12 protein-coding genes and 1 pseudogene are annotated in these 13,959 nt (G+C 54.5%); 2 read left to right on the forward strand and 11 right to left on the reverse strand.

Annotation, left to right across the window (positions count from 1 at the left end; translation table 11 throughout):
• Positions 1 to 105 precede the first annotated feature (105 nt).
• The 4 genes from DB847_RS14910 to queE form a co-directional block, all read right to left on the reverse strand.
• Complete coding sequence (locus tag DB847_RS14910) at positions 106 to 444, reverse strand: MFS transporter (protein WP_159084650.1); 339 nt, start codon at positions 442 to 444, stop codon at positions 106 to 108.
• A gap of 59 nt (positions 445 to 503) precedes the next feature.
• A complete protein-coding gene (locus DB847_RS14915; protein ID WP_159084651.1) occupies positions 504 to 1,316 on the reverse strand; it encodes an MFS transporter in 813 nt (270 codons plus the stop codon).
• A gap of 200 nt (positions 1,317 to 1,516) precedes the next feature.
• A complete protein-coding gene (locus tag DB847_RS14920) occupies positions 1,517 to 2,071 on the reverse strand; it encodes a cob(I)yrinic acid a,c-diamide adenosyltransferase (protein WP_108651413.1) in 555 nt (184 codons plus the stop codon).
• Positions 2,072 to 2,088: 17 nt separating this feature from the next.
• Positions 2,089 to 2,760 (reverse strand): 7-carboxy-7-deazaguanine synthase QueE, encoded by a 672-nt coding sequence (queE, locus tag DB847_RS14925; protein WP_108651414.1) that lies wholly within the window; start codon positions 2,758 to 2,760, stop codon positions 2,089 to 2,091.
• A 73-nt stretch (positions 2,761 to 2,833) separates the two neighbouring features.
• Between queE and rrtA the strand changes: the two genes are divergently transcribed.
• Positions 2,834 to 3,430: a rhombosortase gene (gene rrtA / locus DB847_RS14930; RefSeq protein ID WP_108651415.1), complete on the forward strand. Its 597-nt coding sequence runs from the start codon at positions 2,834 to 2,836 to the stop codon at positions 3,428 to 3,430.
• Between the two features lie 755 nt (positions 3,431 to 4,185).
• Here rrtA and pyrF read toward each other — a convergent pair.
• The 7 genes and pseudogenes from pyrF to nifJ all read right to left on the reverse strand — a co-directional run bounded on the left by pyrF (position 4,186) and on the right by nifJ (position 12,924).
• Entirely contained in the window at positions 4,186 to 4,887 is a 702-nt protein-coding gene (gene pyrF, locus DB847_RS14935) for an orotidine-5'-phosphate decarboxylase (RefSeq protein ID WP_108651416.1), read from the reverse strand.
• 2 nt (positions 4,888 to 4,889) lie between these two features.
• Positions 4,890 to 6,059, reverse strand: a complete 1,170-nt coding sequence (lapB, locus tag DB847_RS14940; protein WP_108651417.1) for a lipopolysaccharide assembly protein LapB — start codon at positions 6,057 to 6,059, stop codon at positions 4,890 to 4,892.
• Between the two features lie 2 nt (positions 6,060 to 6,061).
• Entirely contained in the window at positions 6,062 to 6,349 is a 288-nt protein-coding gene (locus DB847_RS14945) for a LapA family protein (protein ID WP_108651418.1), read from the reverse strand.
• A gap of 128 nt (positions 6,350 to 6,477) precedes the next feature.
• The gene (ihfB, locus tag DB847_RS14950; RefSeq protein WP_108651419.1) at positions 6,478 to 6,765 is read right to left on the reverse strand and encodes an integration host factor subunit beta; all 288 of its coding nucleotides are present in this window, start codon (positions 6,763 to 6,765) and stop codon (positions 6,478 to 6,480) included.
• Between the two features lie 83 nt (positions 6,766 to 6,848).
• On the reverse strand, positions 6,849 to 8,522 hold the full coding sequence (gene rpsA, locus DB847_RS14955) for a 30S ribosomal protein S1 (protein WP_108651420.1): 1,674 nt from the start codon (positions 8,520 to 8,522) through the stop codon (positions 6,849 to 6,851).
• 105 nt (positions 8,523 to 8,627) lie between these two features.
• A pseudogene (cmk, locus tag DB847_RS14960) lies at positions 8,628 to 9,310 on the reverse strand ((d)CMP kinase).
• 80 nt (positions 9,311 to 9,390) lie between these two features.
• On the reverse strand, positions 9,391 to 12,924 hold the full coding sequence (gene nifJ / locus DB847_RS14965) for a pyruvate:ferredoxin (flavodoxin) oxidoreductase (protein ID WP_108651421.1): 3,534 nt from the start codon (positions 12,922 to 12,924) through the stop codon (positions 9,391 to 9,393).
• Between the two features lie 327 nt (positions 12,925 to 13,251).
• Between nifJ and ribA the strand changes: the two genes are divergently transcribed.
• Positions 13,252 to 13,851: a GTP cyclohydrolase II gene (gene ribA / locus DB847_RS14970; RefSeq protein ID WP_108651422.1), complete on the forward strand. Its 600-nt coding sequence runs from the start codon at positions 13,252 to 13,254 to the stop codon at positions 13,849 to 13,851.
• Positions 13,852 to 13,959: the final 108 nt, after the last annotated feature.

Below are 13,959 nucleotides of genomic sequence, written 5' to 3' on the forward strand. Positions count from 1 at the left end.
CTTTGTTGCTCACCACTCATTTAGAACAACTAAATCACGTGATTCGCGTCGCGAACAGACCATTTTCAGGGGCAACAGGTTCATAATTGGAAACGTCAACAGAGCCTAAGCCTGGCTGGCTAGCTGACGCGGTGAGCGGGCATAACATACCAATAACAGAGCCACTGTGATAATTATCAATGCTCCTATGATGCAAGCCACTCCCAGATCCGCAGGCTCATGGATCCAATATGCGACCAGAGGGCCAATCAGCAGAGCACTCAATCCCATCTGTGTCGCACCACTCAGGGCAGAGATCGTTCCCGCCTGCCCTCGGTGCGGGGCTAACAGCAGGTTAATCGAACAAGGAAACAGGATCCCCCAGGCAACAGCTCTGAGAGTGAATGTCCCCATCAGCATGCTAACTGTAAATGGTCCCAGAGACATCAGAATGCCAGAAAGCAAAATCAGCCCTCCCCCAAACACCACCAGCTGATATAAAGAAAAATTTCTGCGAAGCAAGTTTAACAACATCCCCCAAACAACAGGCCAAGCGCAGGCACTACCATCAGCTGCCCGTAGGCGCTCGCCGAAAGTCCCAGATTCTGCTGAATCCAGAAAGGGTAGATAGAGGTGGTCAGCATCATCAGAATATAGCCTACCCAGCACAGCATTCCCGGAAGCATTGCTCGTAGTGAACTCAGCAGTTGCCAATAACCTATCAGTGTTTTCGAGCATGAAAATGAGCGCTTTGGGTAGGGAAGAGTTTCGTCAAACAACAGCAGCGCCACCAGCACTAGTACCAGAAGATAACAGAGAACAAAACCAAATACCGCTGGCCAGGATAAGTGATCCACCAGATAACCGCCTATCATAGGAGCCAACACCGGCATAACCGCTGTCACACAGGCCAGATAGGACATAGCATGGGTCAACCCCTCTTTGCCGAAGCAGTCTCTGAGCATACAGCGGGGTAGAATAGAGGCACTCCCAGCACCAATGCCCTGCAACAAACGGCCAAATAGTAATAACTCCCACTGCCCCTTGCTCATAAAGCAGATCAAGGTGCCAGATAGATAGATCCCCTGTCCCAGGAAGAAGATTGGCCGCCTGCCGATGGTATCAGACCAGGGGCCATACACCAATTGGGACAGACCAAACCCTGCCAGCCACAAAGTCACTAACAACTGGATCTCACACTCACTCTTGGCAAAAGTATCCGCTATGGCGGGCAACGCAGGGAGAATGATCCCTATCCCGAGCTGGGCGGATGAGATCACAAACATAGCGATCCACAGCATCTTATGTTGTAGTGGATGACGAGCAAGCGATGACATCAGTGACTCCATATCCCCGGAAAGCCTCCGGGCACCACAATAGACAAGCAGCAAGGTTTTGAATAACAGGCCTCCTTTGAGGCTTTTACATCTGTAATCCCTATGCTGTCGCTAAATCACTAAGTCCCTTTACTAACCTTGCAGTCCCTGCAACATCAATCTCATCAGGACAACTCCCTGTCGGAAGTTACCCTGAATTATCAGCCCCGCTCCATAGCGCTCTGCCAGCGAACCTCAGGAATCGCCTCACGGGCAAGCAGAGTTCGGCCAATCACAAACAGCAGATCGCTGAGTCGGTTCAGATAGCTCATCAGCTCCGGACTCTGGGGCTCCTCCAGATGAAGTCTCACTAGGGCCCGCTCGGCACGCCTTGCCACGGCCCGGGCCACATGAGCAAAGCTACTGGCTTTTGAGCCCCCTGGCAGCACGAAGTGGCGCAGTGGTGGAAGCTCCCCCGACAGCCGATCGATCATCTGTTCCAGCGCTTCAACCCAGCTCAGTTCCACCTGACAGGATTGACGTTCACCCACGGTTGCAACCTGGGCGCCAGCATCAAAGATCTGGTGCTGGATCCGGCTAACGATCGCCTGAATATCCTCTGAGCCCTCGGGAAGGTGCGCCAGCATCAAGCCTATAAATGAGTTAAGCTCATCAAGCTGCCCAACGATCTCAATGTGCAAGCAATCCTTCTCAACACGAGGGCCACCAACCAGGCTGGTCTTTCCCTGGTCTCCCCCGCGGGTATAGATTTTCATCCATTACTCCTGTGAGATCAATCGATCCCCAAATACTTATGTAGCTGAACCGACAGTCGCCAGTTACGCTCGATACAAACCTTCTCCGCCAGAACGGTCGCGCGCTTCTTCTGGCTGATAGGTTGCAGGCAGATCACCTTGTCTTGCTTAGACTTGCAGTGACTCAGCAGGCCATCCAGCTGCTCAATATGTTTCTCTGTGGCCACGGGATGCTTGATCTCATCGGCACGCTCCATCGCCTCCCCCAGCACTTCAAATCCACCCTTCATCCCAATCTTTGGAGACACGGTCACCCAGGCTCCCTCATGGATCTGGATCGGGTGCGTTCCACTTGTTTCCAGTTGAACCTGATACCCTGCTTCAATCAGCGCCTGACTGAGCTCTCGCAGATCATAGAGACAGGGCTCTCCGCCAGTGATCACCACATGCCGGGCGGTATAGCCCGCATCCGCTAAAGCCTGTATGATCTGGGCTGCCGACAAGCGCGACCAACTGGCCGACTCGTTGGAGCGATCAATGACCTGGCTCGCTTCAACCCTATGTTCGGGAGAAACCGTCCATGTATGGCGTGTATCACACCAGGGGCAAGCCACCGGACAGCCTTGTAAGCGAACAAAGATCGCCGGCACACCGGTGAAGTACCCTTCTCCTTGCAGTGTTTGGAAGATTTCGTTTACAGGGTAATGCATCTAAATCATCTGTAGGGAAAAACGGCCATTATAGCTAAGCTCGCGTAAATTAGACAAAATAAAGCACTCAATCATGAATAAAATCGTCAGATTGCCCGGTTTATGGGCACTTATTGGGCTGATTATCGCCGCCACCCTGATCCAACAGCTCCCGGGCAGCTTTGAACTGCTCAATTATCAACCGGCCCTGATCCGCGAGGGACAATGGTGGCGATTTGTCACCGGCAACTGGATCCATACCAACGATTGGCATCTTGGGCTGGATCTGGGTGGCCTGCTGGTGATCTGGTTACTATTTGCCGAGGTCCTCCCCGGGGCAAGGATGGTCTGGGTGCTACTCCTGGGAAGCCTTGCCACCAGCGTCGGTTTGTGGTTTTTCTCACCTCAGGTGATCTGGTATGCCGGACTCTCCGGCACCCTGCACGGCCTCTACTTTTTTGCGGCCCTGCTCACCCTGCCCCGGGATAAACGCCTGGCAATTCCCCTGCTGATCGCAGGAGTGCTCAAGGTGAGTTGGGATCTCTACTCAGGTGGCAGCACGCTCTCCGCTGAACTCATTGATGCTCCCGTGATGACCCCGGCCCATCTCTATGGGGCGGTCAGTGGCCTCATCTGCGCCCTGCTGTGGCTCCCCCATCAGATAGCCGCGAACCGCCAGCGGGAAATGTAATCTTTCTTGACCTACGGTCAGAGTTTTTGTGCCTGTGGCACAATTGTCCGGCTGCGTACTTCGGGTCAGGGGGACTGCGCACCCAGCCCCCCTAACAACCCCCAGGGTGCCCCCTGATTCGCATTTATCCTCAGAGTCACTAGCTTTTGATATCCGCAGAAACGAGCCATCCATGGCTCGGCCCTGCTTTCAGGACATCCATATCCTTCAATTTCAAAATCCAACGTGACTCTTCGATGCGCATCAAAGGGGGAGCTCAACTCACCTCCTCGTTATAGCTTTCGGCAGCATTACGATTTAGTCGTGAGTCTTCCTGTGGAATCACGGTACTTGCTCCAAGAGAGGAAGTTAGTTCTCCCGTGAGCGAGCGCCGAGTCGAGCCATTGAGGGTTAAGGTTGAGTGGCATGGATGCCACCAGAACACAGTACCAGCATAGGATGTGCTGCCTGTGTGGTGCCTTAATCATCAGGTGAGCCGAGGACTAAGCGAGCCCCGGGGCGCCCCGGGATTGCACGCCGTTAACACCATCCCTGGTTAGCACGGCATTCACACATCCTTGCGTATTAGGGGAAAGGCACATCCCTGCCATACAGGGAAGTATTAATGCAGTGGAGGGCTGGATGCCAGAGAGCTGCCTTGACCCGCTGTCGGCGCCCCGACAATTTCAAAAAAGCGTGGCGCAGCCACACAACCCGCAGGGTTAACCCGCGATAGCATAAGCGCTATACGCAATAGCGCTTAGCCACCCAAGCCTTTACGCCCCGGCCAGGCTCTCGTTGATCATCGCCAGTGCCGCGGCCGGATCCGCCGATTGGGTGATCGGGCGTCCAATTACCAGGTAATCAGAACCCGCCCTGATCGCCTGAGGCGGGGTCATGATCCGCCTTTGGTCATCGGCGCTGCTCCAGTCGGGGCGAATGCCGGGAGTTACCAGCTTAAACTCCTGGCTAAAGTTATCACGCAGCGAGGGAGCTTCCTGGGCGGAGCAGACTACCCCATCCAGACCGGCCTCCTGGGTCAGACGCGCCAGGCGCATCACCTGCTGAATTGGCGTTTCATCCAGGCCGATCTGCCGCAGATCTCGTCCCTCCATGCTGGTGAGCACCGTCACCCCGATCAGCAGGGGCGCATCCTTACCATAGGGCTCCAGCGCTTCACGGGCCGCCTCCATCATCTTCATCCCGCCACTGGCATGGACATTGACCATCCACACCCCAAGCTCGGCAGAAGCGGCCACCGCCTTGGCAACCGTATTGGGGATGTCATGAAACTTAAGATCGAGGAATAGCTCAAAGCCCTTACCTACCAGCTGACGAACCAGCTCGGGGCCACACAGGGTAAACAGCTCTTTGCCTATTTTCAGGCGACAGGCCTTGGGGTCTAACTGCTCTGCCAAAGACAGTGCCGGTTCAGGGGATGAAAAATCCAGTGCTACTATGACCCGAGGATCCTGCATATCTACTCTCCGTTTAAGCCGCGTATAGGTTTGATGGTGCCCCAGCTCTTACACGAGGGGCAGAGCCAGAACAGGGAGTGAGTCGAAAAGCCGCACTCCCCGCAACGATGGGTTGGCCTTGATTTGAGCTGATTTTCAACCAGCTCCTTCAAAAGGGACAAGCTCTCCCGCGCTCGTCCCTCTTCCGCCTCCTGGAGGTGGAAGCTCATCAGCTGATGAAATCCCTTCATGGTGGGATGCTGGCGAAGCTGTGCCAGCATGAAGCCCTCGGCGGCCCCGAGCCCCTGCTGACGATAGATGATATCGGCAAGCTTGAGGATCACGCTGGCTCCCGGATTATATTGAATCAGCTCACCCAGGAAGGATTTAACCTCATCCGGCATCCCCAGGCGGCTGGCACACTCCTCCAGGGGCTCGATGATCTCACCGACGAACTCAACATCCTGGCGGGCGATCCGCTGCAACATCCGCAGAGCCGCCCGATAATCGTCCTGACTCATGTAGAGCTCAGCAAGACTCATGGATGCCCGCACACAGTTCTTATCCACCGATAGGGCCTTCTTATACTTCGCCAGGGCCTGGGCAAGGCGGTTTTCCTTGAGCTCGATCTCAGCCTGCTCACAATAAAAATGAGCTATGGTCGAGGTCACCTGCTTGCCCTTATATTTTTGTAAGCGCTCGGCAACCGCGATCGCCTCCCCCCAGTCACGCATGTGCTGGTAGATCACTAAAAGCTGGGTCAGTGCCGCCTCTTCATGGGTGGAGTCATGACGTAGCTGGCTCAAAATAGACTCCGCGCGATCGTAGAGGCCCGCCGCCAGAAAATCCCGAGCCAACTGCTCCATCGCCAGGTTGCGCTGCTCCTTGGTCAGGCTGGGACGTGCGATCAGATTCTGATGAATGCGAATCGCCCTGTCCACCTCACCACGGCGGCGGAACAGGTTTCCAAGAGCCAAATGGGTCTCTATGGTTTCACTATCAACTTTGAGAAGTTCAATGAAAAGATCGACCGCCTTGTCAGGCTGATCGGAAAGAAGAAAGTTCAGTCCCGCCACGTATTGGCGAGACAGAGAGGTAGAGCGTTTTTTTGCTTCGGCGCTGAGGCTGCGACGCCCCATGAACCAACCATACCCTGCGGCAATCGGCAGCAGCAGGAATAGCAACACCAGCATGGCTAATCCTTAACCGGCATGGTTCTTAACTCTTCAAGCTCTTTTCCCTGGCGCTTGAGCTGGCGGTTCAGACGGCGATTGGCGATCTTCAGACGCATCAGCCAGACTCCGAGGCTTAGCCAACCCACCACCAGGCCGATACCAAACACCATGCCCAGCAGGGCCGACAGATGATACTCATCCTGTGCAATCAGGTAATTCAGCTGCACTATCTGTTCATTCCTGACCCCGAATGCCAGCGCAACTGCAAAAATAAGGATAACAACGATAAATGAGATGATTGCCTTCACTTGGTTCCCCTGAGTCGTCCCATTCGCAAAGCGAATCGATTATATCGCCTGTCAGCTGCGCGAACAAAACAAAAAAGGATATTCTGTGCAGATAAAAAAAATGGCACTCCTGAGAGTGCCATTTGTGATCAACTATTGGGGGCGTTTACCCTGTCTCGCAGCTCCTTGCCCGGTTTGAAGTGAGGAACGTATTTACCGTTCAGCTTCACCTGCTCGCCGGTCTTCGGGTTGCGACCAACTCTTGGAACCCGGTAATGGAGAGAGAAACTCCCAAAACCACGGATCTCGATCCGCTCACCTCGCTGGAGTACCGAGGCCATCTGCTCCAAGATCTCTTTTACCACACCCTCCACGGTTTTCGCCGGGAGTTGTAGCTGCTTACAGGACAAACGCTCAATGAGTTCAGATTTAGTCATCACGTTACCCAATTTTCGTTTAATAACGATGCCTGGCCCAGTAAGCAGGGGCACAGACAAGCCCCCTAGTCAATCGATTGGGCTTAGTTATCGCCCTTAGCTGCCTTGAATGCTTCAGCCATCGCGTTGGTGAAGTTATCACCGCCACGCTGGTTCAGGCTAGCCATTGCTTCTTTCTCGTCAGCTTCGTCCTTCGCACGAACAGACAGGCTCACGATGCGGTTCTTGCGATCAACGCCAACGAACTTCGCTTCGAGGTCGTCACCAACAGACAGAACCAGAGAAGCATCTTCAACGCGATCACGAGATACGTCAGAAGCACGGATGTAGCCTTCAACACCCTCAGCCAGCTCGATAGTTGCACCTTTGGCATCAACTTCAGTGACCTTACCATTAACGATAGCACCTTTCTTGTTGTCAGACAGGTACTTATTGAATGGGTCTTCGTCGATCTGCTTGATACCCAGAGAGATACGCTCACGATCAGGGTCGACCTGCAGAACTACCGCAGAAACTTCGTCACCCTTCTTGAACTCGCGAACCGCGTCTTCACCGGCAACGTTCCAAGAGATGTCAGACAGGTGAACCAGACCGTCGATTCCGCCGTCCAGGCCGATGAAGATACCGAAGTCAGTGATAGACTTGATCTTACCGGTAACCTTGTCGCCCTTCGCCTGATTCTCAGCGAATGACTGCCATGGGTTTGCTTTACACTGCTTCAGACCCAGGGAGATACGACGACGCTCTTCGTCGATATCCAGAACCATAACCTCAACAGAATCACCAACGCTAACCACCTTAGATGGGTGGATGTTCTTGTTGGTCCAATCCATTTCAGATACGTGAACCAGACCTTCAACGCCTTCTTCGATCTCAACGAAGCAGCCGTAGTCAGTCAGGTTAGTCACTCGGCCAGTCAGACGAGTGTTCTCTGGATAACGCTTAGCGATTGCTACCCATGGATCTTCACCCAGCTGCTTCATGCCCAGAGATACGCGAGTACGCTCACGGTCAAACTTCAGGACCTTAACAGTGATCTCATCACCTACGTTTACGATCTCAGAAGGATGCTTAACGCGCTTCCAAGCCATGTCGGTGATGTGCAGCAGGCCGTCAACACCGCCCAGATCTACGAATGCACCGTAGTCGGTCAGGTTCTTAACGATACCCTTGATCTCTTGACCTTCCTGCAGGTTCTCCAGCAGCTCGTCACGCTCAGCGCTGTTCTCGGTCTCGATCACTGCACGGCGAGAAACAACAACGTTGTTGCGCTTCTGGTCCAGCTTGATGACCTTGAACTCCAGCTCTTTGTTTTCCAGGTGAGTGGTGTCACGGATAGGACGCACGTCAACCAGTGAGCCAGGCAGGAACGCACGGATGCCGTTCAGCTCTACAGTGAAACCGCCCTTAACCTTACCGTTGATGATACCGGTAACGGTTGCTTGCTCTTCGTAAGCCTTCTCCAGCTGCTGCCAAGCTTCGTGACGCTTCGCCTTCTCACGAGAAAGCAGAGTTTCACCGAAACCATCTTCAACTGCGTCCAGGGCCACATCGACCTGATCGCCAATTTGAACTTCCAGTTCGCCCGCTGCGTTCTTGAACTGCTCTGCAGGGATTGCAGACTCAGATTTCAGACCAGCGTCAACCAGAACAACACCGTTTTCGATAGCAACAACGGTACCTTTAACGATCGAACCAGGACGAGTTTCCAGGTCCTTCAAAGACTCTTCAAAGAGTTGAGCAAAAGATTCAGTCATGTTTAAGTAACTTTTGATTTAATGAACAACCATCTGCCATCCGGTGCAAATGGGGCTGCTACACAAAGTTTGCCTCAATCCCTGAAGCAAACGACCTCGGGAGGGCTACTGCCCGCCCAACGTACCCTCTACATGAGAGAGCACACGAGTAAACACCTGCTCGATGGAAAGCTCCGTCGTATCAACGTTCAGAGCATCAGCAGCAGGCTTAAGGGGCGCCACGGCACGATTGCGATCGCGGTCGTCACGCTCCTGGATCTCTATTAAAAGACGCCCAAAGCTAACATCTATGCCGCCTTGTTGCAACTGATTCATGCGACGGCGCGCCCTTTCTTCAGCGGAAGCATCCAAAAATATCTTCACCGGGGCTCTCGGGAACACCACAGTTCCCATGTCTCGGCCATCGGCAATCAACCCGGGCTCGGAGCGAAACGCACGCTGACGGCGCAACAGCGCCTCGCGAACCCGAGGAAATGCGGCGATCTGGCTGGCAGCCTGGCCAACCTCTTCGCGGCGGATCTCAGAGGAAACATCTTCCCCCTCCAGGACCACCTTGATCCCCCCTCTTGCGGAATAAACTGCACATCCAGCACTTCAGCCAGCGGAACCACAGCATCTTCACTGGTGCGATCCACATCATGATGGATCACCGCCAGCGCCAATACCCGATAGATGGCACCGGAATCCAGCAGTTTCCAGCCCAGTTTTTCAGCCAACAGTTGGCAGATTGTCCCTTTACCGACGCCGCTTGGGCCATCGATCGTAATGACAGGAATCATCTCCTGCATAACTTACCTCCACGTCAGAGTGAAGCCGCTAACATGGGGGGGCCTTGTTCCATTTTCAACCCCCTCATCTCCCTATATCTCTATTCTTTGCCCGAAGCCAGATGCTTCAGGAGGGCAACCCGCTGCTGAGCATACCTATCGGCCTCAGCCATCAGCTGCTCGGCCACTTCCGGCTCACTGCGTAGCAGGCGCTTAAAGCGCAGCTCTTCGCGCATGAAGGACTCGACGCTCAGCTTAGGATCCCGTGAATCCAGCTGCAGCCCTGGTTTGCCCTCATCGACACGGCGTGGGTCAAAGCGATACAAAGGCCAGAAGCCGGAGTCGACAATCTGCTTCATGTGAATGTAGGAGTCCGCCAGATCATAGCCATGATCTTCACAGGGGCTGTAGGCGATGATGAGGGATGGGCCGGGATAAGCCTCCGCCTCGCGGATCGCCTTGACCGCCTGGTTCATCTGTGCCCCAATGGCGATCTGCGCCACATAGATATGGCCATACATCATCATCGACAGCCCCAGGTCCTTACGCTCCTGGCGCTTGCCCTGGCTGGCAAACTTGGCAATCGCCCCCAGAGGGGTCGCCTTGGACTGCTGACCGCCGGTGTTGGAGTAGCCCTGGGTATCCAGCACCATCATATTGACGTTCTCGCCTGTGCTCAGCACGTGATCGACCCCGCCAAATCCGATGTCGTAGGCCCAGCCATCCCCACCGATGAGCCAAATTGACTTCTCAACCAGGTAGTCGGCGATCTCATGCAGCTCTTTGGCCTCTGAGCCTTCAAGCTTAGCCAGCTGGCTTCGAAGCTCACTGACCCGCCCACGCTGTGCCTCGATCTCAGTGGCATCGCTCTGAGAAGCCTCAAGAATCTCGGTCAGCAGTGCTTTATCGAGTGAGCCAGATAACTCATGGAGCAGGCGCGCAGCCTTGACTCGCAGCGCATCCACCGACAAGCGATAGCCCAGACCAAACTCGGCGTTATCTTCAAACAGCGAGTTCGACCAGGCCGGCCCCCGCCCTTCTGGATTCGTCGTGTATGGCGTCGTTGGCAGGTTGCCGCCATAGATGGAGGAGCAGCCGGTCGCGTTAGCAATCAGCATCCGGTCGCCGAAGAGCTGGGTTAATAGCTTAATATAAGGGGTCTCACCACAGCCGGAGCAGGCCCCAGAGTATTCAATCAGCGGCTGCATTAGCTGGGAAGTGCGCACATCGATGCGCTCCAGCTTAGTTGCCGGCATCTCTGGAAGCTTGAGGAAGAAGTCATAGTTGGCGCGCTCACGCTCCAATACCTCGGGCTGAGGAACCATGTTGATCGCCTTGCGCTCCGGGTTCTTACGATCTTTGGCCGGGCACACCTCAACACAGAGGTTACAGCCGGTACAATCCTCGGGCGCGACCTGCAGCACATAACTATCGCCCTTAAAGTCACGCGAGCGTACCGTAAGCTCAGCCAGAGACTCGGGCTTGCCCTGCATCGCCTCGGGCTCCACAATCTTGGCGCGGATCGCCGCATGAGGACAGGCCACCACACAATGATTACACTGGGTACAGAGATCCGGCTCCCAGACCGGGATCTCATCGGCAATGTTGCGCTTCTCCCACTGGGTAGTGCCCATCGGCCAGGTGCCATCGGGCGGGAAGGCCGAGACCGGCAGTTCATCGCCCTTGCCCGCCAGCATCATGGCGGTGACCGTCTTCACAAAGTCTGGCGCAAGCTCGGAAACCACGGGTGGACGGCTACGCTCTGAGGTCACCTGGGCCGGGTACTCAATGGCATGCAGCTCCTCAAGGGTCTTCTCGACAGCAAGACAGTTGTTTTCGACAACCTCCTGACCTGCCTTACCATAGGAGCTTGCGATCGCCTGACGAACCAGCTCCATCGCCTGCTCAACCGGCAGCACCCCGCTCAGGGCAAAAAAGCCACTTTGCATCACGGTATTGATCCGCTGACCCAGATTACACTCACGGGCGATCCGTGCCGCATTGACCGCATGCAGCTTGAGCTTACGCTCGATTACCGTCTGCTGAAATTCGCGGGGCAAGCGCTGCCAGATCTCATCGATCGGATAAGGGGTGTTGATCAGTACAGTTCCCCCCGAGCGTATATGCTCCAACACATCATATTTATCGATAAACTGGAACTGGTGGATCCCCACAAAATCAGCACTGCTGATGAGGTAAGAGGAGCGAATGGGATCGGGACCCGCTCGCAAGTGAGAAACCGTCAGGGCTCCAGCTTTCTTGGAGTCATAGACAAACTTGCCCTGGACATAGTTATCGGTATTTTCACCCAGAATGCGGATGCTGTTTTTAGCGGCGCTCACCGAGCCATCGGAGCCTAAGCCATAGAAGAGCGCCCGCAGCCGGTTATCTGGCTGGATGGACTGCATATCCGGCAGCGCCAGGGAGAGTTGGCTAATATCATCGGTGATCCCCACGGTAAAGATCCGCTTAGGCTCGGCTTTGGCAAGCTCGTTGTAAACGGCGCAGACACAGGCTGGGGTAAACTCTTTGGAGGAGAGTCCGTAGCGCCCACCTATGATGGTCGGCATAGATGCCACGTTACCGAGCTGCAGCGCATTGGCAAAGGCGGTCACCACATCCTGATACAGGGGCTCACCCTGGGCGCCTGGCTCCTTGGTTCTGTCCAGCACTGCGATCTTTTTCGCCGATGCGGGGATCACCTTGAGTAGGTGCTCGGCCGAGAAGGGGCGATACAGGCGCACTCGCACACAACCCACCTTCTCACCGCGCTCAGCTAACCAGTCGATGGTCTCCTCAACGGTTTCTGCGGCTGAGCCCATCAGAACTATGACTCGCTCGGCATCCGGATCGCCATAATAATCAAAGGGCAGATAGTAACGGCCGGTCGCCTTGCCAAAATCTTCCATGGCGACCACCAGCTCTCTGACACAATTTTGATAGAAAAGATTGGTCGCTTCACGAGCCTGGAAGAAGGTATCCGGGTTACTGGCGGTACCACGCACCACAGGCTTATCCGGGTTCAGAGCCCTGTCTCTGTGCTCCTGAACCTTATCCTGATCGATAAATTGCTCAATCAAGGCATCCTCTAACACAGGTACCTTGTTGATCTCGTGTGAAGTCTGGAAGCCGTCGAAGAAATGGATAAAGGGTACCCGGGAGTTGAGGGTGGTCCGGTGCGCAATCAGGGCCAGATCCTGACTCTCTTCAACCGAGCTGGAGCAAAGCATGGCACAGCCGGTCTGGCGAACCGCCATCACATCCGAGTGATCACAAAAAATTGACAGCGCATGGGTTGCCACGGTGCGGGCCGCAACATGCAATACAAAGGGGGTTAACTCACCGGCAATCTTATACAGATTGGGGATCATCAACAGTAGCCCCTGGGAAGAGGTAAAGGAGGTCGCCAGGCCGCCGGTTTGAATGGCACCGTGCACCGCCGCGATCGCTCCCCCCTCCGATTGCATCTCTACGATGCGTGGAATATCTCCCCAGAGATTTTTCTTGCCACCACAGGCCCATTGATCACACAACTCAGCCATGCTTGAAGAGGGAGTAATTGGATAAATGGCTACCACATCATTGGTTTTATACGCTACCGAAGCCACCAGGTTGTTGGCGTCGGTCGTGATCATCTTGTTCGTCACGTGATAACTTCTCTTAACTGGAAATGAAGGTGCCGGTCCCGCTGGCGCCATGACACAGTCCCCGGGAGTGCTGAAGTGCTTCTGGTGAAAAAATAGACAGCCTTAGCCTGGCACAAAGTGCCCTAATGATAAATCATCGGCCCTGCAACTCAACCACAAAAAATGTAGCAGCATTTTTAAGCAGCTTCGCGAAGGTGAAAAAACCGAAAAATCCACACATGAATTAAGTTTCTACTATCCTCGAATAAAGTATGTTTGAAACTCTAAATGCCTGCTACAATAGCCGACCATTTCGGATTCAATGAGGTCATTAGTATGAGCAGTGTCACCTTAGTGGCCCGAGCCAAGCTGCCTACCCCCTGGGGCGTCTTCACCCTGGTCGGGTTTGAAGAGAAAGCAACCGGTAAAGATCACACAGCCCTGGTGATGGGCGATCTCAGCGATGACGAGCCGGTACTGGCGCGGATCCACTCCGAGTGCCTAACCGGTGATGCCCTGTTCAGCCTACGCTGTGACTGTGGCTTTCAGCTGCAAGCAGCCATGGAACGCATCGCCAAGCGTAAGCGCGGCATCATTCTTTACGTGCGCCAGGAGGGGCGAGGCATCGGCTTGCTCAATAAGATCCACGCCTATCACCTTCAGGATCAAGGGGCAGATACCGTTGAGGCCAATGTAGCCCTGGGGTTTGCAGCCGATCAGCGTGATTATACTATCTGTGCCGATATGCTTGAGGCGCTGGAGGTAAAAAGCATCGAACTGATGACCAATAACCCGCGCAAGGTCAAGGCGATGCAAGAATATGGGATCAAGGTTTCCAAGCGGGTGCCCATCGAAGAGGGTCGTAATCCACATAATGAATTTTACCTCTCGACCAAAGCCTCCAAGCTGGGACATATGCTCAACGAGGACGAGTAATCCCGAAGACATGGATGTCTGAAATTTAGCCTCTTCTGCCCAGGGGTATGAAAAGCCAAATAACCAAGAGCCGGTGTTTACCCCCAGTATTCAAACATCTCCACTGCT

Origin of the sequence: Dongshaea marina (genome assembly GCF_003072645.1) — a bacterium.
Classification (GTDB): Bacteria; Pseudomonadota; Gammaproteobacteria; order Enterobacterales; family Aeromonadaceae; genus Dongshaea; species Dongshaea marina.

What these genes read in the sequence shown, in the direction of transcription:
- ihfB (WP_108651419.1), bottom strand. Translation starts at nt 6,765, where the DNA reads ATGACTAAATCTGAACTCATTGAGCGTTTGTCCTGTAAGCAGCTACAA.
- DB847_RS14915 (WP_159084651.1), bottom strand. Translation starts at nt 1,316, where the DNA reads ATGTCATCGCTTGCTCGTCATCCACTACAACATAAGATGCTGTGGATC.
- ribA (WP_108651422.1), top strand. Translation starts at nt 13,252, where the DNA reads ATGAGCAGTGTCACCTTAGTGGCCCGAGCCAAGCTGCCTACCCCCTGG.
- rrtA (WP_108651415.1), top strand. Translation starts at nt 2,834, where the DNA reads ATGAATAAAATCGTCAGATTGCCCGGTTTATGGGCACTTATTGGGCTG.
- DB847_RS14920 (WP_108651413.1), bottom strand. Translation starts at nt 2,071, where the DNA reads ATGAAAATCTATACCCGCGGGGGAGACCAGGGAAAGACCAGCCTGGTT.
- lapB (WP_108651417.1), bottom strand. Translation starts at nt 6,059, where the DNA reads ATGCTGGTGTTGCTATTCCTGCTGCTGCCGATTGCCGCAGGGTATGGT.
- pyrF (WP_108651416.1), bottom strand. Translation starts at nt 4,887, where the DNA reads ATGCAGGATCCTCGGGTCATAGTAGCACTGGATTTTTCATCCCCTGAA.
- nifJ (WP_108651421.1), bottom strand. Translation starts at nt 12,924, where the DNA reads ATGATCACGACCGACGCCAACAACCTGGTGGCTTCGGTAGCGTATAAA.
- rpsA (WP_108651420.1), bottom strand. Translation starts at nt 8,522, where the DNA reads ATGACTGAATCTTTTGCTCAACTCTTTGAAGAGTCTTTGAAGGACCTG.
- queE (WP_108651414.1), bottom strand. Translation starts at nt 2,760, where the DNA reads ATGCATTACCCTGTAAACGAAATCTTCCAAACACTGCAAGGAGAAGGG.